19 protein-coding genes are annotated in these 22,578 nt (G+C 66.6%); 12 read left to right on the top strand and 7 right to left on the bottom strand.

The features are described from left to right. Positions 1-3 precede the first annotated feature (3 nt). Positions 4-4,257 carry a DNA-directed RNA polymerase subunit beta' gene (gene rpoC / locus GGR43_RS00315; RefSeq protein ID WP_188069955.1) on the top strand — a complete coding sequence of 1,418 codons (4,254 nt, stop codon included), beginning with the start codon at positions 4-6 and terminating at the stop codon, positions 4,255-4,257. A 357-nt stretch (positions 4,258-4,614) separates the two neighbouring features. Further along, positions 4,615-5,436, top strand: a complete 822-nt coding sequence (locus tag GGR43_RS00310; protein WP_188069954.1) for an MOSC domain-containing protein — start codon at positions 4,615-4,617, stop codon at positions 5,434-5,436. Positions 5,437-5,665: 229 nt separating this feature from the next. Here the strand turns inward: GGR43_RS00310 and GGR43_RS00305 are convergent, their stop codons facing one another. From GGR43_RS00305 to GGR43_RS00285, 5 genes are all read right to left on the bottom strand, one after another. Further along, a complete protein-coding gene (locus GGR43_RS00305) occupies positions 5,666-6,061 on the bottom strand; it encodes a hypothetical protein (protein WP_188069953.1) in 396 nt (131 codons plus the stop codon). A 120-nt stretch (positions 6,062-6,181) separates the two neighbouring features. Beyond that, positions 6,182-7,267 carry a chorismate synthase gene (gene aroC, locus GGR43_RS00300; protein ID WP_188069952.1) on the bottom strand — a complete coding sequence of 362 codons (1,086 nt, stop codon included), beginning with the start codon at positions 7,265-7,267 and terminating at the stop codon, positions 6,182-6,184. A gap of 16 nt (positions 7,268-7,283) precedes the next feature. Further along, positions 7,284-8,090, bottom strand: coding sequence for an enoyl-ACP reductase FabI (gene fabI, locus GGR43_RS00295; RefSeq protein ID WP_188069951.1), 807 nt, complete (start codon positions 8,088-8,090; stop codon positions 7,284-7,286). A gap of 12 nt (positions 8,091-8,102) precedes the next feature. Next, on the bottom strand, positions 8,103-9,050 hold the full coding sequence (locus tag GGR43_RS00290; RefSeq protein ID WP_188069950.1) for a YihY/virulence factor BrkB family protein: 948 nt from the start codon (positions 9,048-9,050) through the stop codon (positions 8,103-8,105). Between the two features lie 58 nt (positions 9,051-9,108). Next, the gene (locus GGR43_RS00285; RefSeq protein ID WP_188069949.1) at positions 9,109-10,047 is read right to left on the bottom strand and encodes a DnaJ C-terminal domain-containing protein; all 939 of its coding nucleotides are present in this window, start codon (positions 10,045-10,047) and stop codon (positions 9,109-9,111) included. 161 nt (positions 10,048-10,208) lie between these two features. Between GGR43_RS00285 and pdxH the strand changes: the two genes are divergently transcribed. After that, complete coding sequence (gene pdxH / locus GGR43_RS00280; RefSeq protein ID WP_188069948.1) at positions 10,209-10,793, top strand: pyridoxamine 5'-phosphate oxidase; 585 nt, start codon at positions 10,209-10,211, stop codon at positions 10,791-10,793. Beyond that, complete coding sequence (locus tag GGR43_RS00275; protein WP_188069947.1) at positions 10,790-11,764, top strand: cation diffusion facilitator family transporter; 975 nt, start codon at positions 10,790-10,792, stop codon at positions 11,762-11,764. The genes pdxH and GGR43_RS00275 overlap by 4 nt, the downstream gene beginning before the upstream one ends. A 59-nt stretch (positions 11,765-11,823) precedes the next feature. Here GGR43_RS00275 and GGR43_RS00270 read toward each other — a convergent pair whose 3' ends face one another. Beyond that, positions 11,824-12,912 (bottom strand): serine hydrolase domain-containing protein, encoded by a 1,089-nt coding sequence (locus tag GGR43_RS00270; RefSeq protein WP_188069946.1) that lies wholly within the window; start codon positions 12,910-12,912, stop codon positions 11,824-11,826. Between the two features lie 116 nt (positions 12,913-13,028). On the opposite strand from GGR43_RS00270, the gene GGR43_RS00265 reads away from it, so the two are divergent. Continuing rightward, positions 13,029-13,346 (top strand): hypothetical protein, encoded by a 318-nt coding sequence (locus tag GGR43_RS00265; protein WP_188069945.1) that lies wholly within the window; start codon positions 13,029-13,031, stop codon positions 13,344-13,346. Positions 13,347-13,365: 19 nt separating this feature from the next. Here GGR43_RS00265 and mnmA read toward each other — a convergent pair whose 3' ends face one another. Continuing rightward, positions 13,366-14,517: a tRNA 2-thiouridine(34) synthase MnmA gene (gene mnmA, locus GGR43_RS00260; protein WP_188069944.1), complete on the bottom strand. Its 1,152-nt coding sequence runs from the start codon at positions 14,515-14,517 to the stop codon at positions 13,366-13,368. 135 nt (positions 14,518-14,652) lie between these two features. Here mnmA and GGR43_RS00255 point away from each other — a divergent pair, with 135 nt between their 5' ends. The 7 genes from GGR43_RS00255 (at position 14,653) to GGR43_RS00225 (ending at position 22,493) form a co-directional block, all read left to right on the top strand. Beyond that, on the top strand, positions 14,653-14,961 hold the full coding sequence (locus GGR43_RS00255; RefSeq protein ID WP_188069943.1) for a hypothetical protein: 309 nt from the start codon (positions 14,653-14,655) through the stop codon (positions 14,959-14,961). Positions 14,962-15,039: 78 nt separating this feature from the next. Then, positions 15,040-15,339: a CtrA inhibitor SciP gene (gene sciP / locus GGR43_RS00250; RefSeq protein WP_188069942.1), complete on the top strand. Its 300-nt coding sequence runs from the start codon at positions 15,040-15,042 to the stop codon at positions 15,337-15,339. A 264-nt stretch (positions 15,340-15,603) separates the two neighbouring features. Continuing rightward, complete coding sequence (locus tag GGR43_RS00245) at positions 15,604-15,861, top strand: GlsB/YeaQ/YmgE family stress response membrane protein (protein ID WP_188069941.1); 258 nt, start codon at positions 15,604-15,606, stop codon at positions 15,859-15,861. A 415-nt stretch (positions 15,862-16,276) separates the two neighbouring features. Beyond that, positions 16,277-17,479: an efflux RND transporter periplasmic adaptor subunit gene (locus GGR43_RS00240; protein ID WP_188069940.1), complete on the top strand. Its 1,203-nt coding sequence runs from the start codon at positions 16,277-16,279 to the stop codon at positions 17,477-17,479. A gap of 75 nt (positions 17,480-17,554) precedes the next feature. Further along, a complete protein-coding gene (locus tag GGR43_RS00235; protein WP_188069939.1) occupies positions 17,555-20,656 on the top strand; it encodes an efflux RND transporter permease subunit in 3,102 nt (1,033 codons plus the stop codon). Between the two features lie 45 nt (positions 20,657-20,701). Continuing rightward, on the top strand, positions 20,702-21,133 hold the full coding sequence (locus GGR43_RS00230) for a nuclear transport factor 2 family protein (RefSeq protein ID WP_188069938.1): 432 nt from the start codon (positions 20,702-20,704) through the stop codon (positions 21,131-21,133). 94 nt (positions 21,134-21,227) lie between these two features. Further along, positions 21,228-22,493, top strand: coding sequence for a DUF445 domain-containing protein (locus GGR43_RS00225; RefSeq protein WP_188069937.1), 1,266 nt, complete (start codon positions 21,228-21,230; stop codon positions 22,491-22,493). Positions 22,494-22,578: the final 85 nt, after the last annotated feature.

Genomic DNA, 22,578 nt, shown 5'->3' with positions numbered 1-22,578 from the left:
GACATGAACGAACTGACCAATTTCGCGAACCCGATGCAGAAGGCCGAAACCTTCGACCAGATCCAGATCGGCCTTGCCTCGCCGGAACGCATCCGCAGCTGGTCCTTCGGCGAGATCAAGAAGCCGGAAACCATCAACTACCGCACGTTCAAGCCCGAACGCGACGGCCTGTTCTGCGCGCGCATCTTCGGCCCGATCAAGGACTATGAGTGCCTGTGCGGCAAGTACAAGCGCATGAAGTACAAGGGCATCGTCTGCGAGAAGTGCGGCGTCGAAGTGACCGTGTCGAAGGTCCGCCGCGAGCGCATGGGCCATATCGAGCTGGCCGCGCCGGTCGCGCACATCTGGTTCCTGAAGTCGCTGCCCAGCCGCATCGGCCTGCTGCTCGACATGCAGCTCAAGCAGTTGGAGCGCGTGCTCTATTTCGAGAGCTATATCGTCATCGAGCCGGGCCTCACTGCGCTGGAGAAATATCAGCTGCTGACCGAGGATGAGCTGATCGACGCGCAGGACGAATATGGCGAGGACGCCTTCTCCGCCGGCATCGGCGCCGAGGCGGTCAAGCAGATGCTGATGGACCTCGACCTCGATGGCGAGAAGCAGGCGCTGCTGGAGGAGCTGGCCACCACCAAGTCCGAACTGAAGCCCAAGAAGATCATCAAGCGCCTGAAGGTGGTCGAGAGCTTCCTCGAATCCGGCAACCGCCCGGAATGGATGATCCTCGACGTGATCCCGGTCATTCCGCCGGAATTGCGCCCGCTGGTGCCGCTGGACGGCGGCCGCTTCGCGACCTCGGACCTCAACGACCTCTACCGCCGCGTCATCAACCGCAACAACCGCCTGAAGCGGCTGATGGAACTGCGCGCGCCGGACATCATCGTCCGCAACGAAAAGCGCATGTTGCAGGAAGCGGTCGACGCGCTGTTCGATAACGGCCGCCGCGGCCGCGTCATCACCGGCGCGAACAAGCGCCCGCTCAAGTCGCTCAGCGACATGCTCAAGGGCAAGCAGGGCCGCTTCCGTCAGAACCTGCTCGGCAAGCGCGTCGATTATTCCGGCCGTTCGGTCATCGTGACCGGCCCGGAGCTGAAGCTGCACCAGTGCGGCCTGCCGAAGAAGATGGCGCTCGAACTGTTCAAGCCGTTCATCTATGCCCGCCTCGACGCCAAGGGTCTGTCGATGACGCTGAAGCAGGCGAAGAAGTGGGTCGAGAAGGAGCGCAAGGAAGTCTGGGACATCCTCGACGAGGTGATCCGCGAGCATCCGGTGATGCTGAACCGCGCGCCGACGCTCCACCGCCTCGGCATCCAGGCGTTCGAGCCGGTGCTGATCGAGGGCAAGGCGATCCAGCTGCACCCGCTGGTCTGCTCCGCGTTCAACGCCGACTTCGACGGCGACCAGATGGCCGTGCACGTCCCGCTGAGCCTTGAGGCACAGCTGGAAGCGCGCGTCCTCATGATGTCCACCAACAACATCCTGTCGCCCGCGAACGGCAAGCCGATCATCGTGCCGTCGCAGGACATGGTTCTCGGCATCTACTATCTCTCGATGGAGAAGGAAGGTGAGCCGGGCGAGGGCATGGTGCTGGCCGACATGCAGGAGGTCCATCAGGCGCTGTTCGCCAAGGCGGTGACGCTGCACAGCCGCATCATCAGCCGCGTCCCCCAGACGGACGAGGACGGCAACCAGTATATGAAGCGGTTCGAGACCACGCCGGGCCGCATGCTGCTGGGCGAGTGCCTGCCGAAGAACCACAAGGTGCCGTTCGATGTCGTCAACCGCCTTCTCACCAAGAAGGAAATCGGCGACGTCATCGATCAGGTCTATCGCCACACCGGCCAGAAGGACACGGTGCTGTTCGCCGACGCCATCATGGCGCTGGGCTTCCGCCACGCGTTCCAGGCGGGCATTTCCTTCGGCAAGGACGACATGATCATCCCGGCCAGCAAGGAGCAGTTCGTCGACGACACCAAGGCGCAGGTGGCCGAATATGAGCAGCAATATCAGGACGGCCTGATCACCCAGCAGGAAAAGTACAACAAGGTGATCGACGCCTGGTCGCAGTGCGGCGACAAGGTCGCGGCGGCGATGATGGAACAGCTGAAGGCCACCCCGAAGGACCCGGAGACGGGCCGTCTGGCGCCGATCAACTCGATCTACATGATGTCGCATTCCGGTGCGCGCGGCTCCCCGGCGCAGATGAAGCAGCTGGGCGGCATGCGCGGCCTGATGGCCAAGCCTTCGGGCGAGATCATCGAAACGCCGATCATCTCCAACTTCAAGGAGGGCCTGACCGTCCTTGAATATTTCAACTCCACCCACGGCGCCCGCAAGGGCCTGGCCGACACCGCGCTCAAGACGGCGAATTCCGGTTACCTGACCCGCCGTCTGGTCGACGTCAGCCAGGATTGCGTCGTCGTCGAGGTCGATTGCGGCACCGACAAGGCGCTGGAGATGAAGGCGATCGTGCAGGGCGGCTCAACCATCGCGTCGCTGGGCGAGCGCATCCTGGGCCGCACCACGGCCGAGGACATCATCGACACCAAGGACGGCTCGGTCGTCGTTCCCGAAGGCGAACTGCTGGACGAGGCGATGATCGCGAAGATCGAGGCCATCGGCACGCAGGCGGTCAAGATCCGCTCGCCGCTGATCTGCGAAAGCAAGATGGGCGTGTGCGCGAAATGCTATGGCCGTGACCTTGCCCGCGGCACGCCGGTGAACATCGGCGAGGCGGTCGGCGTCATCGCGGCGCAGTCCATCGGTGAGCCGGGCACGCAGCTGACCATGCGGACCTTCCACATCGGCGGCGCGGCGCAGCTCAACGAGCAGTCGAACCTCGAAGCCGTGGCCGATGGCCGCATCGAGCTGCGCGACATGCCGACCATCGTCGACAAGAATGGCCGCCGCCTCAGCCTCGCCCGCAACGGCGAGCTGGCGATCATCGACGACGAGGGCCGCGAGCGGGCGGTGCACCGCCTGCCCTATGGCGCGCAGATCATGTTCGACAATGACGCCAAGGTGAAGAAGGGCGACCGCATCGCCGAATGGGATCCGTACACCCTGCCGGTGATCACCGAAAAGCCGGGCGTGGTGAAATATCAGGACCTGATCGACGGCAAGACGCTGACCGAGCAGACCGACGAGGCGACCGGCATCGCGCAGCGCGTGGTGACGGAATATCGCGGCTCTTCCCGCAGCAAGGAAGACCTGCGCCCGCGCCTCACCCTGCTCGACGACGAGAGCGGCGAGGCCGCCCGCTACATGCTGGCGGTCGGCGCGACCCTCTCGGTCGAGGACGGGCAGCATGTGGAGGCCGGCGACGTGCTGGCGCGTGTCAGCCGCGAGGCGGCCAAGACCCGCGACATCACCGGCGGTCTGCCGCGCGTCGCCGAGCTGTTCGAGGCCCGCAAGCCGAAGGACAATGCGATCATCGCGAAGGTCTCCGGCCGCGTGCAGTTCCTCAAGGACTATAAGGCGAAGCGGAAGATCGCGATCGTTCCCGACGACGGCGGCGAGCCGGTCGAATATCTGGTGCCCAAGTCGAAGGTCATCGACGTGCAGGAAGGCGACTTCGTCAAGCGCGGCGACAATCTGATCGGCGGCAGCCCGGATCCGCACGACATTCTGGAAGTCCTCGGCATCGAGGCGCTGGCCGAATATCTGGTCAGCGAAATCCAGGAAGTCTATCGCTTGCAGGGCGTGAAGATCAACGACAAGCACATCGAGGTGATCGTTCGCCAGATGCTGCAGAAGGTCGAGATCACCAATGGCGGCGACACCACGCTGCTGCCCGGCGAGCAGGTCGATGCCGAGGAAATGCACGAGGTCAACGCGAAGCTCGAACCGGGCCAGCAGCCCGCCGAGGGCAAGCCGGTGCTGCTCGGCATCACCAAGGCGTCGTTGCAGACCCGGTCGTTCATCTCGGCCGCGTCCTTCCAGGAAACCACCCGCGTCCTCACCGAGGCGGCGGTTCAGGGCAAGAAGGACATGCTGGTCGGCCTCAAGGAGAATGTCATCGTCGGCCGCCTCATCCCGGCGGGCACCGGCGCGGGCATGAACCGCATGCGCGTGACGGCCAATAGCCGCGACGCCGCGCTGCGGGCTTCGCTGCGCAGCATCGAAAGCCACCTCGTCGCGCCGCGCTCGGCCGCCGAGGAGCGGGAATATGAGCTGAAGCAGGGGCCGGAAGCCGCCATCGGCGACGACCCGCTCGGCAAGGTCCAGGGTGAGGACTTCACCACCGAGGATCTGGATTGATCTGATGGAAGGGCGGGGATTTCCCCGCCCTTTCTCTTTGCGGTATGGGGTTTGAAAACCTGTCGCCTGTTGACGGGCAGATTGCGATCAAAAGCGGACGTAGAAGATTGGTTTCACGCGGAGGCGCGGAGACGCGGAGAGATAGTAGCGCGAAGCGCTTTCCTTCGTCATTTACCCCGGCAACCAACGCAAGGAGAATGAAATGGGGCCTGCGGCCCGGAACGTCCTTCTCCGCGCCTCCGCGTCTCCGCGTGAACTTTCTACTCCAGCACGATATGTCCGCTAACCACTCAAAGCAGTCCTTCCGCAAGCAGGCCTGCACTCCATAATCGTTATCCCAAAAGGGCGGCACTCCCCATGCAGATCAGCGCCATCGCCATCTATCCGGTCAAGAGCCTGGGGGCGATAGCTCTGTCTTCGGTCGAGGTCGGCCCGCGCGGCATGGCGGGGGATCGTCGCTGGATGATCGTCGATGCGGGCGGGCGCTTCGTCACGCGGCGGGAATGTCCGGCGCTGGCGCGGATCGGCATCTGCCCCGGCGACGCGGGGGATTTCCATCTGACCGGGCCGGAAGCGGGCATGGCCGCCCGCCTGCCTTTCGTTCCGGAGGGCGGCCTGCCGGGCGAAGTGCGGGTCTGGCGCGACATCGTGCCCGCGCGGCTGTTCGACAATGACGCCAGTCGCCTGATCTCCGCGATCGCGGGCCGCCCGTTGCGGCTGGCCTATATGCCCGACGACGTCCGCCGCCCCGTCGATCCGCGCTATGGGCGGAACGGCGATATGGTGAGCTTCGCCGATGGCTATCCGATCCTGCTGGCGTCCGGGGCGTCGCTCGATGCGCTCAACGCCGCGCTGGAGCAACCGGTGCCGATGGACCGCTTCCGCCCCAGTCTGGTGGTGAGCGGCGCGGGGCTGGAGGCGTGGGCGGAAACGCGCTGGCGCCGGGTGCGGGCGGGCGATGTGCTGCTCGATCTGATCAAGCCCTGCTCGCGCTGCATCGTCATCACGCAGGACCACCGCACCGGCGAGCGGCCGGATGGCGCGTCCCCGCTGAAGGCGTTGCGAGCGCTGGGGCGCTTCGACGGCAGCGGTGTGCTCTTCGGCGAAAACGCCATCCCCCGACGCACCGGCCGCGTGGCGGTGGGCGACAGGGTGGTGGTGGAGGAAGGGCAGGGGTGAAGGCGGATCGCAGGAGCGATTTTTGGCCATTTCCTGACGAAAAAACCGTTCGCCCTGACCCCTTCGACAAGCTCAGCCCGAACGGGGATTGGAGCGGCCCTTTCCACCCAGCCGTTCCGCAAATCCGGTTGCAAACCTGTCCCGCAAAAAAAGAAAGGGAGCGCGGGGAAGGACGCTCCCTTTCCGGTGGGTCGAATGGTCCGGGCGATGTTGCCCGGCCGGGCAGCTATTAGCGGCCGGGCGTCTTGACGTCGGCGGACGCGCCGCCCTGCGCGGCTGCGCCGCCCGCGCCCGCACCGGCGGTCAGGCCGCCTTGCGCATCGGCGCCATGGCTTCCGGCATGGCCTGCCGCATGGCCGCCCACCGTAACAGAGCCCTGATCGGGCGTCGCGTCCTTGACCTTGTCGACCGCCCTGCCGGTCGTGTCGCGGGCGCGATCGACGGTGTCGCCGACCGTGTCGCCCACCGGCTGTCCGGTGACGCTGCCGCCAACGGTGCCGCCCGCCTGTCCTGTCACGCCATCGACGGTTCCGCCGACAGTGCCGCCAACGGTACCTCCAAGCTGGGCGTGGGCGGCGGGCATCGCCACAAGAAGGGCGGCAATCGAAAGGGTCGTTTTCAGCATATCTACTCTCCTCGAACGATATCCGGGGAAAGTAACGAGAGGCATCGGCAAAGGGTTCCTGCAATTGCGGTCAACGGTTTGCCGCAATTACATGAACGAATATTCAGATATTAGTGAAGATCAGCCGCACTGCCCGCGATGCATCAGCTTTTGATCGGCCAGCACCAGCGCCATCATTGCTTCGACCACCGGTACGCCGCGAATGCCGACGCAGGGATCATGCCGCCCCTTGGTGACGATCTCGGTCGCCTCGCGCCGCCTCTGCTCGTCGGCGCGCGTCACCGTTTCGACCGGGATCAGGATCGAACTGGTCGGCTTGAATGCGACGCGCACATGGACGGGCTGGCCGGTGGCAATGCCTCCGGCGATGCCGCCTGCATGATTGGCGAGGAATTCGGGCACGCCATCGGCGCCGGGCCGCATCGGGTCGGCATTCTGCTCGCCGCGCAACGCCGCCGCCGCGAAGCCGTCGCCGATCTCCACGCCCTTGACCGCGTTGATCGACATCATCGCGCTGGCCAGTTCCGCGTCGAGCTTCGCATAGAGCGGCGCGCCCCAGCCCGCCGGAACGCCGGTCGCGATGCATTCGACGACCGCGCCGACCGAGGAGCCGTCCAGCCGCGCCTCGTCGACGATCTTCTCCCATCGCGCCGCCGCCGCCGCATCGGGGCAGAAGAAGGGGTTGTTGCCGATTTCCGCCGCGTCGAAATTCGCCGGGTCGATGGCGTCGCCGCCGATCGCGCTGACATAGCCGAGGATCGCCACCTCCGGGATCACCAGCCGCGCCACCGCGCCCGCCGCCACCCGGCTCGCCGTCTCGCGCGCGGAGGAGCGGCCGCCGCCGCGATAGTCGCGAAAGCCGTATTTGGCGTCATAGGCATAGTCGGCATGGCCGGGGCGATAGGCCTTGGCGACCTCCGAATAATCCTTCGAGCGCTGGTCGACATTCTCGATCATCAGGCTGATCGGCGTGCCGGTGGTGCGCCCTTCGAACACGCCGGAGAGGATGCGCACCTCGTCCGGCTCGCGCCGCTGGGTGGTGAATTTCGACGTGCCCGGCCGCCGCTTGTCGAGGAAGGGCTGGATATCCGCCTCGCAGAGCGGCAGCCCCGGCGGGCAGCCGTCGACCAGCGCGCCGATGGCGGGGCCGTGGCTCTCCCCCCAGGTGGAGAAGCGGAACAGATGGCCGAAGCTGTTGAAACTCACCCTTTTTCTCTCGTTTCTATTTGTCGAGCGCGATGTCGGGCGCGTCCTCGGCCTTCATGCCGATGACGTTGTAGCCCGCATCGACATGGTGAATCTCGCCGGTGACGCCCGACGCCAGATCGGAGAGGAGATAGAGGCCCGCGCCGCCGACATCCTCGATCGTCACATTGCGGCGCAGCGGCGAATTATATTCGTTCCACTTCATGATGTAGCGGAAATCGCCGATACCGCTCGCCGCCAGCGTCTTGATCGGCCCGGCGGAGATCGCGTTGACGCGGATATTTTCCGGCCCCAGGTCCATCGCCAGATATTTGACGCTGGTTTCCAGCGCCGCCTTGGCGACGCCCATCACATTGTAATGCGGGATCACCTTTTCCGCGCCATAATAGCTCAGCGTCAGGATGCTGCCGCCCTGCGCCATCAGCGGCCGGGCGCGCTTCGTCACCGCGACCAGGCTGTAGGCCGAGACGTTCATCGTCAGCAGGAAATTGTCGAGGCTGGTGTCGACATATTTGCCGCGCAGCTCGTTCTTGTCGGAAAAGCCGATCGCGTGGACGAGGAAGTCGAGCCTGCCCCAGCGCTTCTCGATCTCGCCGAAGGCGGCGTCCAGATTGTCCATGTCGGTGACGTCGCACGGGATCAGGAAATCGGATCCGAGTTCGGCGGCGAGCGGGCGCACGCGCTTTTCCAGCGCCTCGCCCTGATAGGAGAAGGCGAGTTCGGCACCCTGCGCATGGAGGGCCTTGGCTATGCCCCAGGCCAGCGACTTGTCATTGGCCAGCCCCATGATGAGGCCCCGTTTCCCGGTCATCAAACCCGTCATCCGATCGTTCCCTTACCCTTTGTGATTATTATGTTCCGGTTCCGCTTCCTGCGGAAATTCCGTCAACGCCGCATTGAGTTCCGCGCCAATTACCACGCCCAGCCCAACGAGAAAGAAAAAAATGAGCGTTACCATCACCCCGGCGAGGCTGCCATAGGTGAGATCGTAGCTCGCCAGGTGCGAAAGCACCCAGGGCAGCAGCAGCAGCGTGCCGTACCACCAGAGCGCGGTGAGGATCGCGCCCGGCCATTTCGGGAATTGCCGACCGCGATAGCGCGAGGGCGTGAGGGAATAGAAAAGCCCGTAGAGCGCCATGGTCAGGATGACCAGCGGCACCAGCTTGGTCGCCTTGACGATGGCGATGGCGTTGTCGGCGAAGGGCAGGATGCGGGTGAGGAACTCGTCCGCCCCGGTCAGCGCGACCTGCGCCGAAAAGGCCAGCATGGTGAGGAGCACGCTGGCGACGATCAGGCCGATCGCGCGCAGCCGGTGCTTCCAGAAGGGCGTCCCGCTCTGCGTGCCATAGGCGCGGCGCAATATGTCGCGGATGGTCTCGATCAGGCTGGCGGTCGACCACAGCGCGACCAGCAGGCCGAGCCAGAGGATGCCGGAGCCGGTCCGCGCGCTGATGACCGCCTCTATGGGCCCGCGCAGCACGTCCGCGACGTTGGTGGGCACGGTCATCAGAAAGGCGTTGACGGCCGCGATGCCGTCCTGCGTCCGGCCCAATATGCTGGCGATCGACGCTGCGACGATGAAGAAGGGGAACAGCGAGAGGAGCGAGAGATAGGCGAGGTTGCCCGCATGGATGAACCCGTCATTGTAGACGCCGATCGCAACCCGCTTCGTCACTTCCCACACATAGGCGAAGCAGCGCGTGCGCCCGGCGGCGTCGCGCCAGGGCAGGCGGACGAAACCCAGCTTGCGCCGCGCTTCGGGGGTGAGAGGGGATCGGTCCATTCGCTCTCCTTTTCACGGGAGGGCCATCAGAACAGCCCTTTCGCCTCTATTCCACCCGTCAAACGCCCAGCGATGCGCGCGGGTTGCGATCGTCCTGCCAGCTTTCGACGAACTCCCTGAGGCGCGCGTCGTCGGCGGGGATGTCGATCACCAGCGTCACGAACTGGTCGCCGCGCCGGTCGTCCTTGGTCGTGAAGCCCTTGCCCTTGAGGCGCAGCGTCTTGCCCGACGTGCTGCCCGCCGGGATGGAGAGCATCACCGGGCCGTCGACCGTCGGCACCTTGACCTTGCCGCCTCGCACCGCCTCGGCAAGGGTGATCGGCAGATCGAGCCGCACATCGTCGCCGTCGCGGGTGAAGAAGGGGTGCTTGCGCACCTCTATGGTGAGGATCGCGTCGCCTGCGCCGCCGGGGCCGGGCTGGCCCTTGCCCTTGAGGCGCATCTGCGTGCCGTCCTCGACCCCGGCGGGCAGCCGGACGTCGATCGTCTTGCCGTCCTGCAAGGTGATGCGCTGGGTCGCGCGGGTGGCGGCATCGACGAAATCGACCGCCAGCCGGTAGGTCACATTGGCGCCGCGCGGGGGCGGGGCGTTGCGCCGGCCGAAACCGCCGCCGAAGCCGCCCGCCTGACGCGCCCCGCCGCCGCCGAACAGCCCCTCGAAAATATCGCTGAAATCGGCGCCGCCCTCGCCGCTGCGGAACTCGAAGCCGCCCGCGCCGGGCTGGCCATGGGCGGAATAGCCGCCCCCGCCGCCGAAGCCGAAGGGCGCGGTCGGATTGCCGTCGCCGTCTATCTCGCCCCGGTCGAACTGCGCGCGCTTGTCCTTGTCGGAAAGAAGGTCATAGGCGCCCGTCACCTGCGAAAAGCGTTCCGCCGCCTTGGGATTGTCCGCGTTGCGATCGGGATGCAGTTCCTTCGCCAGCTTGCGATAGGCGGATTTGATTTCCTTCTCGCTCGCGTTGCGGGAAACGCCCAATATGCTGTAGGGATCAGCCATCTTGCCCAGTCGTTCCTGACAAAGTCGTTGTTCCTGCCAAATTCGAAAGTCGAAAACCTGTCTGACATGTGGCGTGCCGCGCCCTTTGCTTCAAGTCGTAAATAACAACGGGAACAGCGCATGATCTCGACAGAATTTGCCGCGCGTTCTAGAAGCGGCGCATGAACGACGATCCCTTCAGCCTGTTCGACGACTGGTACGGGCAGGCCCGCGAAACCGAACTCAACGACAGCAACGCGATGGCGCTGGCCACCGCCGACGCGCGCGGGCGGCCGTCCGTCCGCATGGTGCTGCTCAAGGGGCATGGGCCGGGCGGGTTCATCTTCTACACCAATTTCGAGGGGCGCAAGGCGGGCGAGCTGCTCGCCAATCCTTATGCGGCGCTGCTGTTCCACTGGAAGTCGCTGCGGCGGCAGATCCGCATCGAGGGCGCGGTCGAGCGCGTCGACGATGCGACCGCCGACGCCTATTTCGCCACGCGCAGCCGCGACAGCCAGCTCGGCGCATGGGCATCCGACCAGTCCCGCCCGCTGGCAAGCCGCGACCTCTTCATGGCGCGCTATGAAGCGGCGCGCCTCCGCTACGAAGGGGGCGAGGTGCCGCGCCCGCCGCACTGGTCGGGATTCCGCGTCGTGCCGGACCGCATCGAATTCTGGCAGGATCGCGAACATCGCCTGCACGAGCGCCGGGTCTACAGCCGCGACGGCGCGGGCGGCGGCTGGAGCATGGGGATGCTCTATCCATGACCGGCGCCCCGGCTGATCCGCGCCTGCGCGGTCAGCTGACACGCCGCGCGGCCATAGCCAGCATGAGCGTGGCGCTGGCGCTGATGCTGCTCAAGGCCGCCGCCGTCTGGCGCAGCGGCTCGGTTTCGCTGCTGGGCTCGCTGGCCGATTCCACGCTCGACCTGATCGCCAGCCTGGTGACGCTGCTCGGCGTGCGCTGGGCGGCGATGCCCGCCGACCATGACCATCGCTTCGGCCATGGCAAGGCGGAGGCGCTGGCGGCGCTGTTTCAGGTGACGCTGATCTCCATGGCGGCGGTCGGCATCGCGATGCAGGCGATCCGCCGGCTGGGGACGGACCGCGCGCCCGCCGCGCCGGAACTGGGCATAGGTGTATCGCTGATCGCGATCCTGCTCAGCCTCGCGCTGGTCGCCTATCAGAAGCGCATCGTCGCCCGCACCGGATCGCTGGCGATCGGCACCGATGCGCTGCACTATCAATCCGACCTGCTGCTCAACCTGTCGGTCATCGCCGCGCTGGTGCTGGATCAATATCCCTCCTTTCGCGGCGCGGACCCGCTGCTGGGGCTCGGCATCGCGCTGTGGCTGGGCTGGGGCGCGTGGCGGGCGGCCGGGCAGGCGGTCGATCATCTGATGGACCGGGAATGGTCGGTGGAGGAACGGCGCCATTTCCTCGACGTCGCGCTGCGCCACCCGGAACTGCGCGGCATCCATGACATGCGCACGCGCACCAGCGGGCCGGAGCGGTTCGTGCAGTTCCATGTCTCGGTCGACCCCGACATGACGGTGCGCCACGCCCATCAGGTGATGGACCAGATAGAGGAGGCGCTGCGGCGCGAGTTTCCGGGCGTCGATATCCTGATCCACCCCGATCCCTATGGCTATGACGGGCGCGACGGCCAAGGCGAGCACGGGGGCGACCCGCTGCGCGCAGCCGAGGCGCGCAAGCTGCTGGAGGAAGGGCCGGGTTAGATAAGCTGTGTGAGTATTCCGTTCAGGGCGGAGCGAAAGTGGTGGATTTCGAGCACTGGCTAGGCGCTGGGGAACAGCTCCACCAACCGCGCCAGCGCATCGCGCAGCGCCTCCGTCCGGTCCTCGCCATGGGTTAGGCCGAGGCGCAGCACTACCAGTCCCTGTCCGGGCGCGACCAGCAGATACTGGCCCTGCTGCCCGACCGCGGCGAAGATCCGCTTCGATCCCCGGCCGGGGAACAGCGGATTGTCCCTGCCCTCGCGGTTGAGCCAGAGCTGGCCGCCATAGGCGGGGTTGCGCGGCGAGGGCGTGGTCATGAAGCCGACCCAGCGGGCGGAGAGCACCTGATGGCCGTTGACCCGGCCCCGGTGGCGCAGGAACTCGCCGAAGCGGGCATAGTCGCGCGCGGTCATGTGCATCATCGCGCCGCCGATCATCGTGCCGCGCGCGTCGAATTCCGGCGTCAGGCTGTCGAGGCCGACCGGGGCCATCAGCCGCCCCCGGACGAATTCCATCATCGCGTCGCGGCGCGCGTCCGGCCGCTTGCTGTCGGTCAGCATCCGCGTCATCAGGTCGGCGATGATGAGGGTGTCGCCGGTCGAATAGAGGAAATGGCTGCCCGGCGGGTCGGCGATCGGCTTGGCCTCGGCGAAGGCGGCCATGTCCTGCGCGCCGTCGGTGTAGAGCATGCGCACCGTGTCGCTTTCCTGCGGTCGGCCGGCCTCTTTCCGATGTTCGAGGCCCGACGTCATCTGCAACAGGTTGCGCAGCGTTATGGTGCCGCGCGGGTCGCCCGGCTGGCTCCACGCCTCGACCGGGACCGGCGTGTCGAGCGCCAGCCGTCCGTCCGACACCATCAGGCCGACCAGCGCCGCCGTCACCGTCTTGCCGATGCCGCGCGACAAAAGCTTCGTTTCCGGGCCGATGCCCTCGCCATAGCGCTCCACGATCAGCTTGCCGCCCTGCATCACCAGCAGCGCCTGCGTCGTGCCGACCTTGCGCGCGTCGAACAGCGGCTCGACCGCCTTGGCGAGCGCGACGCGGCTCACCCCTTCGCCGCCCTTGAGCGTGACATAGGTGGCGGGCGGGCGCGACCAGGCATGGCCGCGCAGCCCCACCGCGCTCAGCATCAGCAGGATGATGAGCATGGCGCTTGCACAGAGCCTGCTTTTGCTGTTGATGCTCCCCATCATCGCCGGTCGTGTAACGGGAATTTGGGGAAAATGAAACAGCGCTGCGCGGAAGAAATCGGGGCACCGGCGGCATGAGGCGCAGCGCATGGGCGAAGCCGGGCGCGGCGCTGCTGCTGGTCGCTTTGGTGGCGCTGGCGATCTGGAAATGGGACGACTGGCGGGCCGGGGCGCAGGCGTCCTCGGCCTATGCGGCGCGCCATGTCTGCTCCTGTCGCTATGTCGCCGGACGCAGCGCGGAAAGCTGCGCGCGGGATGTCGCGGGCGAGGCGGGGTGGGCCAGCGTGACCGACCGGCCGGAGGAAAAGCGCGTCACCGCCCGCATCGCGCTGTTCGGCCATGCGGAGGCGCGGTTCAGGGATGGTTATGGATGCCTGATGGAGCCTCGATAGGGCCGATCGATAGTATAATTTACAAGCTTGAACAGGCGTGGGCGATATCCGCGACGCTTGTCGTCTCGGCCAGCCAGCCGCCGCCCAGCACCCGGTCACCGTCATAAAGCACGGCGGCCTGACCCGGCGCGACGCCATATTCGGGGCGGTCGAACAGCAGCCGGTCGCCGTCCAGCCGCGCGGGCACGGGCTTGGCGAGCGAGCGCACCTTCGCCTGCACCGATATCGGTTCCGGCCCTGAAAAATCCCCGCCCAGCCAGTTGATGTCGGTCAGCCGCGCCGCATCCACCGCGAGCGCTTCCCTCGGCCCGACGATCACGCAGCGGCGGGGGGCGTCGATCTTCACCACATAGAGCGGCTCCGGCTGGCCGCCGATCTCCAGCCCCTTGCGCTGGCCGACCGTGTAATGGATGAGGCCCTTGTGCCGTCCCAGCACCCGCCCGTCGAGATGGACGATCTCCCCGTCCGCGTCGGCATCGGGGTGCAGCTTGCGCACCACCTTCGCATAATCGCCGTCGGGCACGAAGCAGATGTCCTGGCTGTCGGGCTTCATCGCCACGGCAAGGCCCAGTTCCGCCGCGATTTCGCGCACCTGCCCCTTGGGCAGCCCGCCGAGCGGGAAGCGCAGATAATCGAGCTGGTCCTGCGTCGTCGCGAACAGGAAATAGCTCTGGTCGCGGGCCGGGTCCGCCGCGCGGTGCAGCTGCGCACGCCCGTCCGCGCCGACGACGCGGCGCACATAATGGCCGGTGGCGAGGCAGTCGGCACCCAGATCGCGGGCGAGCGTGAACAGGTCGGTGAACTTCACCCCCATATTGCATTTGACGCAGGGAATGGGCGTGCGGCCCGCCATATATTCGGCGGCGAAATCCTCGATCACCGATTCCCGGAAGCGGCTTTCATAATCGAACACATAATGGGCGATGCCGATGCGGTCGGCGACGGCGCGCGCGTCCCTGATGTCCTGTCCCGCGCAGCAGCTGCCGGTGCGGCCCACCGCCGCGCCATGGTCGTAAAGCTGCAAGGTGACGCCGATCACCTCCGCGCCGGTGCGCGCGGCGAGCGCGGCCACCACGCTGGAATCGACCCCGCCGGACATGGCGACGACGATCTTGCGCGCGCTCATCGGTCCCGGCAGCTGGAAATCGGCGAGGGAAAGGGGATCGTTCATGGCGCGCATATAATGCGCCGGTGCGGCGGATGCACCCCCAAATATTGCGCCTGCGGCAGCGCGAAAAGGGCGAGAGGCGAAATTTTCCTTCGCCGGTTTACCTTACCTTATCCATTTGAAGATAGCATTGCTTTCATGGATCTGGGTTTCTCTCTGAGCCCGTGCGGGTGGGCGCCTTTCGAGCGCGTTTCCTTCGCGGATATCAAGGCAGCGGCGGATCAGCGGCGTCTGGGCAACGCCTCTGGATGGTTCGCCGAGGGACTGCCGGTCGGGAAGGACCGGCAGCAGGCTGTCGACTGGGTTCATATTCTGGCGTGCGCGATCGCGCCGGGCCATTGCGGCCCGGTCGATGCCGCACCTCTTGGCGGCAGCTTCAATCCGGCCGTCGCCAGGCAATTAATGGTGGGGGATAGAGTGAAGGCGGCGTTAACTCCGCGGCTTTAGCCGATGTCAAAGGCTTGGGTCGAAAAGAGAGCTGCCAAGGAACTTGAACAAGGCTCCGCGCTGTTGATTGAGGTAGGAATGATCGAGAACCAGAAAATTCGACCGGCACAGGTCGTCGGCCCATTGGGAGAACCCCTGACGCTGGAATCGCTGCCGTCGCCCGGCACGACCCGCTGGGTCGTCCGCCGCAAGGCCGAGGTGGTCGCCGCCGTCAACGGAGGATTGCTCACGGTTGACGAAGCGTGCGAGCGCTATTCGCTGACGCTGGAGGAATTCGCCAGCTGGCAGCGGGCGGTCGATCGGTCGGGCATGCCCGGTCTGCGCGTCACCCGTCTCCAGCACTACAAGTCGCTCTACGAGCGGCAGCAGCGCTTCTGAGGCGACGGCGGAAGACGGGCGTGGCGGGAGCGGCGGGCGCGCCGCCGCCCGCACGGTCCGGCGCGCCGAAAATCGCCGCGCCCGCCTCCGCCCGCGTTCAGGCTGCAATAACAACCGTCTGCCCTGCGGCAGGCGGTTTTTTCTTGCCCGCTTCCCGCGCCCTCCACGCGCGCGGAGGGCCCTGCGTGGAACTTATCGTTCCGCTCGACCGTTTCATCCCTGTTCTGAAGCAACGGATCCATATCTGGGAAGGAGGATGCCAAGATGGGATTGATACTCTGGCTCATTATCGGTGGCGTCATCGGCTGGCTGGCCAGCATCATCATGAGGACCGACGCCCAGCAGGGCATTTTGATGAATATCATCGTCGGCATCGTCGGGGCGTTCATCGGCGGCATGATCTTTTCGGGCGGCTCGATCAACAATGCCGGGCTTTCGCTCACCAGCTTCCTGGTGTCGCTGGTCGGCGCGATCATCCTGCTGGCGATCGTCAACCTGATCCGCCGCGGGTCGGTGCGCTAAGGCAATCCCTGTTGCTGTCGGGCCAACGGGGGACCGCCTTGCTGTAGAAGATAAAGCGCATCCGCGGATGCGCGGGGAAGGGTTCGGCTTGCCGAACCCTTTTTCGTGGCCGGCCCCTTTTTCGTGGAAAGCGAGGAGTAGCGCGGCGGGAAACAGGAATTTCCGTCCCGCGCGGAAATAACGCGGCAATCCTGCCGGACGCGTGTAGCCGACGCTACACGGCTTTGCCGCGGCAGGCGCGCGCGAATTATATTCGCCATCCGGCGCGCGACTGTGCATTTGCGGTCTTGATTTAGCGGGCGTCCCGATCCATTTTACCGCCCGCTGTCGCATCGCGTCGGGACCGTGCATCAGGCAGCTTATCATATGACAGGGGCGTCATCGCGGGCATGTGGCCCGTGCGGGAAAGGCTGACATGAATTTCGAGTCCGGGTTTACGGGGGATGGCCTGACGGCCGATCGCCCCCGGCTGCGCTGGAGCAGGCGGCGGATCGCGCTGATCGGCGCGGGACTGCTGCTGCTGGTTGCCGCGATCGCATATTGGAAATCAGGGTCGGGCAGCCCAGCGCCCGTCGATCCCGACATGATGGTTCCGCGTGTCACCGTGATCGTGCCCGGCGCCAGCGATGTCGCGACCGTGGTGAACGCGGTCGGGACGATCGCGGCGCGGCGCGAAATGCCGGTCGGCGTGGTCGGCGAGGGCGGAGAGGTCAGCGCGGTGCTGGTCGAGGCCGGGGACTGGGTGACCGCCGGGCAGGTGCTCGCACGGGTGGAGCGGTCCGTGCAGGTCGAGCAGCGCGCCTCGCTCGCCGCTTCGGTCCGGGTGGCCGAGGCCGATGCGCGGCTGGCCCAGAACGAGCTGGACCGCGCGCAGGCGCTGGTGTCGCGCGGTTTCATCAGCAAGGCGACGCTGGACCAGAAAACCGCCGCCCGCGACGCGGCGGTCGCCCGCGTCAATGTGGCGCGCGCGCAACTGGGCGAGCAGCAGGCGCGCATCGGCCGCCTCGACATCCGCGCGCCCGCCGCCGGGCTGGTGCTGACGCGCGCGGTGGAAAAGGGGCAGGTCGTCACCCCCGGCAGCGGCGTGCTCTTCCGCATGGCGCAGGGGGGAGAGATGGAATTGCTCGCGCGCGTGGGCGAGGCCGATCTGGCGCGCCTTTCGGTCGGCATCCCCGCGACCGTGACGCCGGTGGGCGGCAATCGCAGCTATGAGGGGCACGTCTGGCAGATCGCTTCGGTGGTCGATCCCCAATCGCGGCAGGGCGATGCGCGCATCCTGCTCTCCTATCACAAGGATCTGCGGCCGGGCGGCTTCGCCTCCGCGCGGATCGTCAGCGGCGCGGGGCAGGCGCCGCTGCTGCCCGAATCCGCGATCCAGAACGACGGCAAGGGCAGCTATGTCTACATCGTCAACGGCAACAATGTCGTCGAACGGCGCGACGTGCGCGTCGGCCAGGTGTCGGCGGCGGGCGTGCCGGTGACCGAAGGGCTGACCGGCCGGGAAAAGGTGGTGATCCTCGCCGGCGGCTTCCTCAATCCGGGGCAGAAGGTGCAGCCGGAGTTGCAAAAGGCGGCGGATGCGGCCGGAACGGCAACGCCGGGCGGCCCGCGTGGCTGAAGGCCGGGCAGGCGGGCGTGACGCGCTTTCTGGCGTGGCGCGGCGCCGCTTGCGTTCCGGCGGAAAGGTTTCAGGATGAACTTCCGTAATATTTCGAGCTGGTCGATCCGCAACCCGATCCCGCCGCTCGTCTTGTTCGCCGCGCTGCTGCTCGCCGGGCTGGTCTCGTTCATGCGCATGGACGTGAACAACAACCCGGACGTCAGCTTCCCGATGGTGAACGTGCAGGTGTCGCAGCCCGGCGCCGCGCCGTCGGAGCTGGAAACGCAGGTGACGCAGCGGGTCGAGGCGGCGGTGCGCGGCATCAGCGGCGTCGATGAGATCACCTCCTATGCCAGCGAGGGCGTCAGCGTCACCAATGTGCAGTTCATGATCGGCACGCCGGTCGACCGCGCGGTGAACGACGTGCGCAATGCGGTGTCGCAGATCCGCTCCGACCTGCCCGACGGCATATTGGAACCGCAGGTGACCCGCGTCGACATCGACGGCGGGCCGATCGCCTATTTCAGCGTCGAGGCGACCGACATGACGCTGGAGCAGCTGAGCTGGTTCGTCGACAATACGGTGGCCAAGCGGCTGCTGGGCATTCCCGGCATGGCGGCGGCCCGCCGGGGTGGCGGCGTGACGCGGGAAATCCGCGTGATCCTGAAGCCGGAGCGGTTGCAGGCGCTGGGCGTCAGCGCCGCGCAGATCAACCAGCAGCTGCGCCAGACCAACATCAACGCCGCCGGCGGCCGCACCGAGATCGCCGGGGCCGAGCAGTCGGTTCGCGTGCTGGGCAATGCGCAGACCGCCTTCACGCTGGGGCAGACGCAGATCCAGCTGCCGGGCAACCGCTCGGTGCGGCTGGATGAGCTGGCCGACGTGCGCGACATGTATGCCGAGCAGCGCAGCCTGTCGCTGATGAACGGGCGGCAGGTGACGAGCATCGCGCTCGAAAAGTCCAAGGGGTCGTCCGATGTCGGCGTCTTCGACGCGGCCACGGCGGAGCTGGAGAAGATCCAGCAGGAATATCCCAAGGTCCGGTTCAAGCAGCTGTTCACCAGCGTCGATTACACCAAGGGGCAATATCATTCGGCATTGACCGCGATGATCGAGGGCGCGGTGCTCGCCGTCATCATCGTGTTCCTGTTCCTGCGCGACTGGCGGGCGACGCTGATTTCCGCGCTGGCCATTCCGCTGTCGGCGATACCGGCCTTCTGGTTCATGGACATGATGGGCTTCACGCTCAACGGCATCTCGCTGCTGGCGCTCAGCCTCGTCGCGGGCGTGCTGGTCGATGACGCGATCGTCGAGATCGAGAATATCGTGCGTCATATGCGCATGGGCAAATCCGCCTATCAGGCCGCGCTCGACGCGGCGGACGAGATCGGCCTCGCGGTGCTCGCCACCACCATGTCGATCGTCGCGGTGTTCCTGCCGGTGGCGCTGATGCCGGGCGTGTCGGGGCAGTTCTTCATCCAGTTCGGCATGACCATCGTGATCGCGGTGCTGCTCAGCCTGCTCGTCGCGCGCATGATCACGCCGATGATCGCCGCCTATTTCCTGGAGGCCCATGGCGAGGCGAGCCATGGCGAAGGCTGGCTGATGGACCGCTATATGGACATTCTGCGCTGGTCGCTCGACCATCGGTGGAAGGTCGTGCTGCTGGGCGGCGGCGGCGCGCTGGCGGCGACCTTCCTCGCCTTCGCGACCCTGCCCTTCACTTTCCAGCCGACGATCAACGCCGATTACAGCCAGGTGAAGATAGAGCTGGTGCCCGGCACCACGCTCGATCAGGCGCGCCATGTGACGCAGAAAGTGGCCGACATATTGGCCGCCGACAAGGATGTGGTCGAGGCCGCGTTCAGCGACATAGAGCCGACCGAGGCGAACATCTACCTGACGCTGAGGAAGGACCGCAAGGTCAGCAGCGTGGACTGGGAACGCCAGACAGCGCCGAAGCTGGCGCAGGTCGCCGACGCGCGCATCTATTTCCAGTCGCAGTCCGGCGGCGGCGGCAGCGGCCGCGACATCACCATCATGCTGGGCGGCGACGACCCGGCACTGCTGGAAAGGACCGCGCAGGAACTGGTCGGCCAGATGGTCCGGGTGAAGGAAATCCGCGCGCCCCGCGTCGACGGCGATATCCAGCGGCCGGAGATCATCATCAAGCCGCGCATGGACCTCGCCGCCGAGCTGGGCGTGACGACGGTGGCGCTGAGCGAGGCGGTGCGGATCGCGACGCTGGGCGATATCGACCAGAACAGCGCCAAATTCTCGCTGTCCGACCGGCAGGTGCCGATCCGCGTGTCGATCGCCGAGGATGCGCGGCGCGACATAGCGACGATCCAGAACATGCCGGTGCCGACCGACAGCGGCGCGTCGGTGCCGCTCAAGCTGGTCGCGGACATCAGCTTCGGCGCGGGGCCGACCGAGATCCGCCGCTACAACCAGGTGCGCCGCGTCGTCATCGGCGCCGACCTCGCGCCCGGCGTGGTCAGCAGCCAGGCGATGGCGCAGATCGAGAAGCTGCCGCTCTACAACGATCTGCCCAACGGCGTGCGCAGGCTGGACGTGGGCGATTCCAAATGGCAGCGCGAGATGATCACCAATTTTGTGATCGCCGTCATTTCCGGCGTGCTGCTGGTGCTGGCGGTGCTGGTGCTGCTCTACAAGCGGGTGATGCCGCCGTTCATCAACCTCGGTTCGCTGATCCTCGCGCCGCTGGGCGGGGCGCTGGCGCTGCATCTGGCGGGCATGCCGGTGTCGATGCCGGTGATGATCGGCATATTGATGCTGCTGGGCATCGTCGCCAAGAATTCGATCCTGCTGATCGACTTCGCGCTGGAGGAGATGGCGAACGGCGTGCCGAGGCGCGCGGCGATCCTCGATGCCGGGCACAAGCGCGCCCAGCCGATCGTGATGACCACCGTGGCGATGGTCGCGGGCATGGTGCCCACCGCGCTGTCGCTGACCGGCGACGCGGCATGGCGCGCGCCGATGGGCGTGACGGTGATCGGCGGCCTGATCCTCTCGACGCTGCTGACCCTCATCATCGTGCCCTCCGCCTTCAGCCTCGCCATCGGTGCGGAAGAGAAGCTGGCGCCGCGCCTGCGCCGCCTGCTGACCTATGATCCGCACAAGGAAAGGGAGGCGTCGCAGGGCGGGGAACCGGGGCAGCAGCCCGCCGAATAGGGTGCTGCCCGCCCGCCAGGGATATGGCTGAAAGGAGGGCGAAGGATGGAAGCCGAAACAAGGGCGTTCTTCGACCGGTATGAGAGCGTCTTCAACCGCGCACTCGGCGGCGGCATGGATATGGAGGAGGTCGCCGCGCTCTACGCGAGCGAGTTCGTCGCGGCCTCGCCCGCCGGGGTTGCGACCGGCCGGAACGACGACCGGCTGAGGCAGGTCATGGCCGAGGGATATGCGCGCTATCGCGCGATCGGCACCAAAGCGATGCGGATACGCAGCTTCCGCCTCACCCCGATGGACGAACAGCATTGCGTGGCCCATGTCGGCTGGACGGCCAGCTATGCGCGCAAGGACGGGGCGGACGTGGCGATAGAGTTCGACGTCCATTATCTCGTCCAGACGCTGCGCGGGGAACCGAAGGTTTTCGGCTGGGTGTCGGGCGACGAAGAGGCGCTCCTGCGGGCGCATGGCATCGTCTGAAGGCCGCGTTCGACCCTGCGGCGCGACGCCATCCAGTGGTCCGGCCTGCGCTTCCGGCTTGCAACCGGACGAAAGCTCGGCTGTTATGGAAGGGATGAACGCCATAACGACAACGGCGAATGGCGGCGCGGAGATGGACCGGCGCCTCTACAGGGTCGCGACCGGCCTGTTGCTGGCGATGGCCGCACTGTTTCTGGTCGCGCGGTGGTTCGCCGATGTGCATCCGGCGATGGGCTTCGTCCAGGCGTTCGCGGAGGCGGCGATGGTGGGCGGGCTGGCCGACTGGTTCGCGGTGACCGCGCTGTTCCGCCATCCGCTGCGCCTGCCCATTCCCCATACGGCGATCATTCCCCGCAACAAGGACCGCATCGGCGACGCGCTCGCCGCTTTCCTGCGCAGCAACTTCCTGACGCCCACCGTGGTCGCGCGGCGCATGGGGCGGTTCGATGTCGCGGGCGCTGTGGGGCGCTTCCTCGCGCAACCGCAGGGCGGCCTCGAAGGCGCGCGCATCCGGCAGGGCGCGTCCCGCCTTGCCGCCGACATGCTGGAGGCGATGGATCAGGAACGCTTGGGCGGCATGATGAAGGGCGTGCTGGTGCAGCGCCTCTCCGCGCTCAACCTCGCGCCGCTGCTGGGGCAGGCGCTGGAGGCGGCGATGCGCGAGGGGCGGCACGAGCCGGTGCTGGACGCAGGGATACGCTGGGCGCTGCGCACGCTCGACGCCCATGCCGACATGATCCGCGCGATGGTGCATGAGCGCGCCGGGGCGATATTGCGCTGGACCGGGCTGGACGAAAAGCTGGCCAATGCGATCCTCGACGGGCTGATGAAGCTGCTCGCCGAGATGGAGGACGACCCGGAGCATCCGGTGCGGCTGCGCGCGCTGGCAGGGCTGGACAGCCTCGCCGGGCGCTTGCAGCATGAGGCGGAGATGCAGGCGCGCGTCGCCCGCATCCGCGACGAGATCATCGCCAACCCCGCGATGCAGCGCTGGATCGACGGGCTGTGGGAGCAGGCGCGCGCCGCGATGCTGAAGGCCGCGCGCGATCCGCAGGCGGTGCTGGCGGGCAAGTTCGGCGAATTGCTGGTGCAGATCGGTACCGAGCTGGAACGGGACGAGGAGCGCAAGCGCGTCGTCAACCGCTTCGCCCGGCGCGCGGTGGTGGGCATGACCGCCAGCTATGGCGACACCATCGTCAAGCTGGTGAGCGAAACGGTGCGCGGCTGGGACGCGCGGACCGTGACCGACCGGCTGGAACGCACGGTCGGGCGCGACCTGCAATATATCCGCATCAACGGCACGCTGGTCGGCGGGCTGGTGGGCCTTGCCATCCATCTGGTCGATCTGCTGCTGGAATAGGGCCGCCCGCAACTCCATGCGGGCCTGCGAACGGCGCTCCACCTGAACGAAATGGCGGGCGGCCCTCAGGCTTCTCGGTCAAACT

This window comes from Sphingobium jiangsuense (genome assembly GCF_014196495.1).
GTDB lineage: Bacteria > Pseudomonadota > Alphaproteobacteria > Sphingomonadales > Sphingomonadaceae > Sphingobium > Sphingobium jiangsuense.
This window is presented reverse-complemented; position numbering and strand designations above follow the sequence as displayed.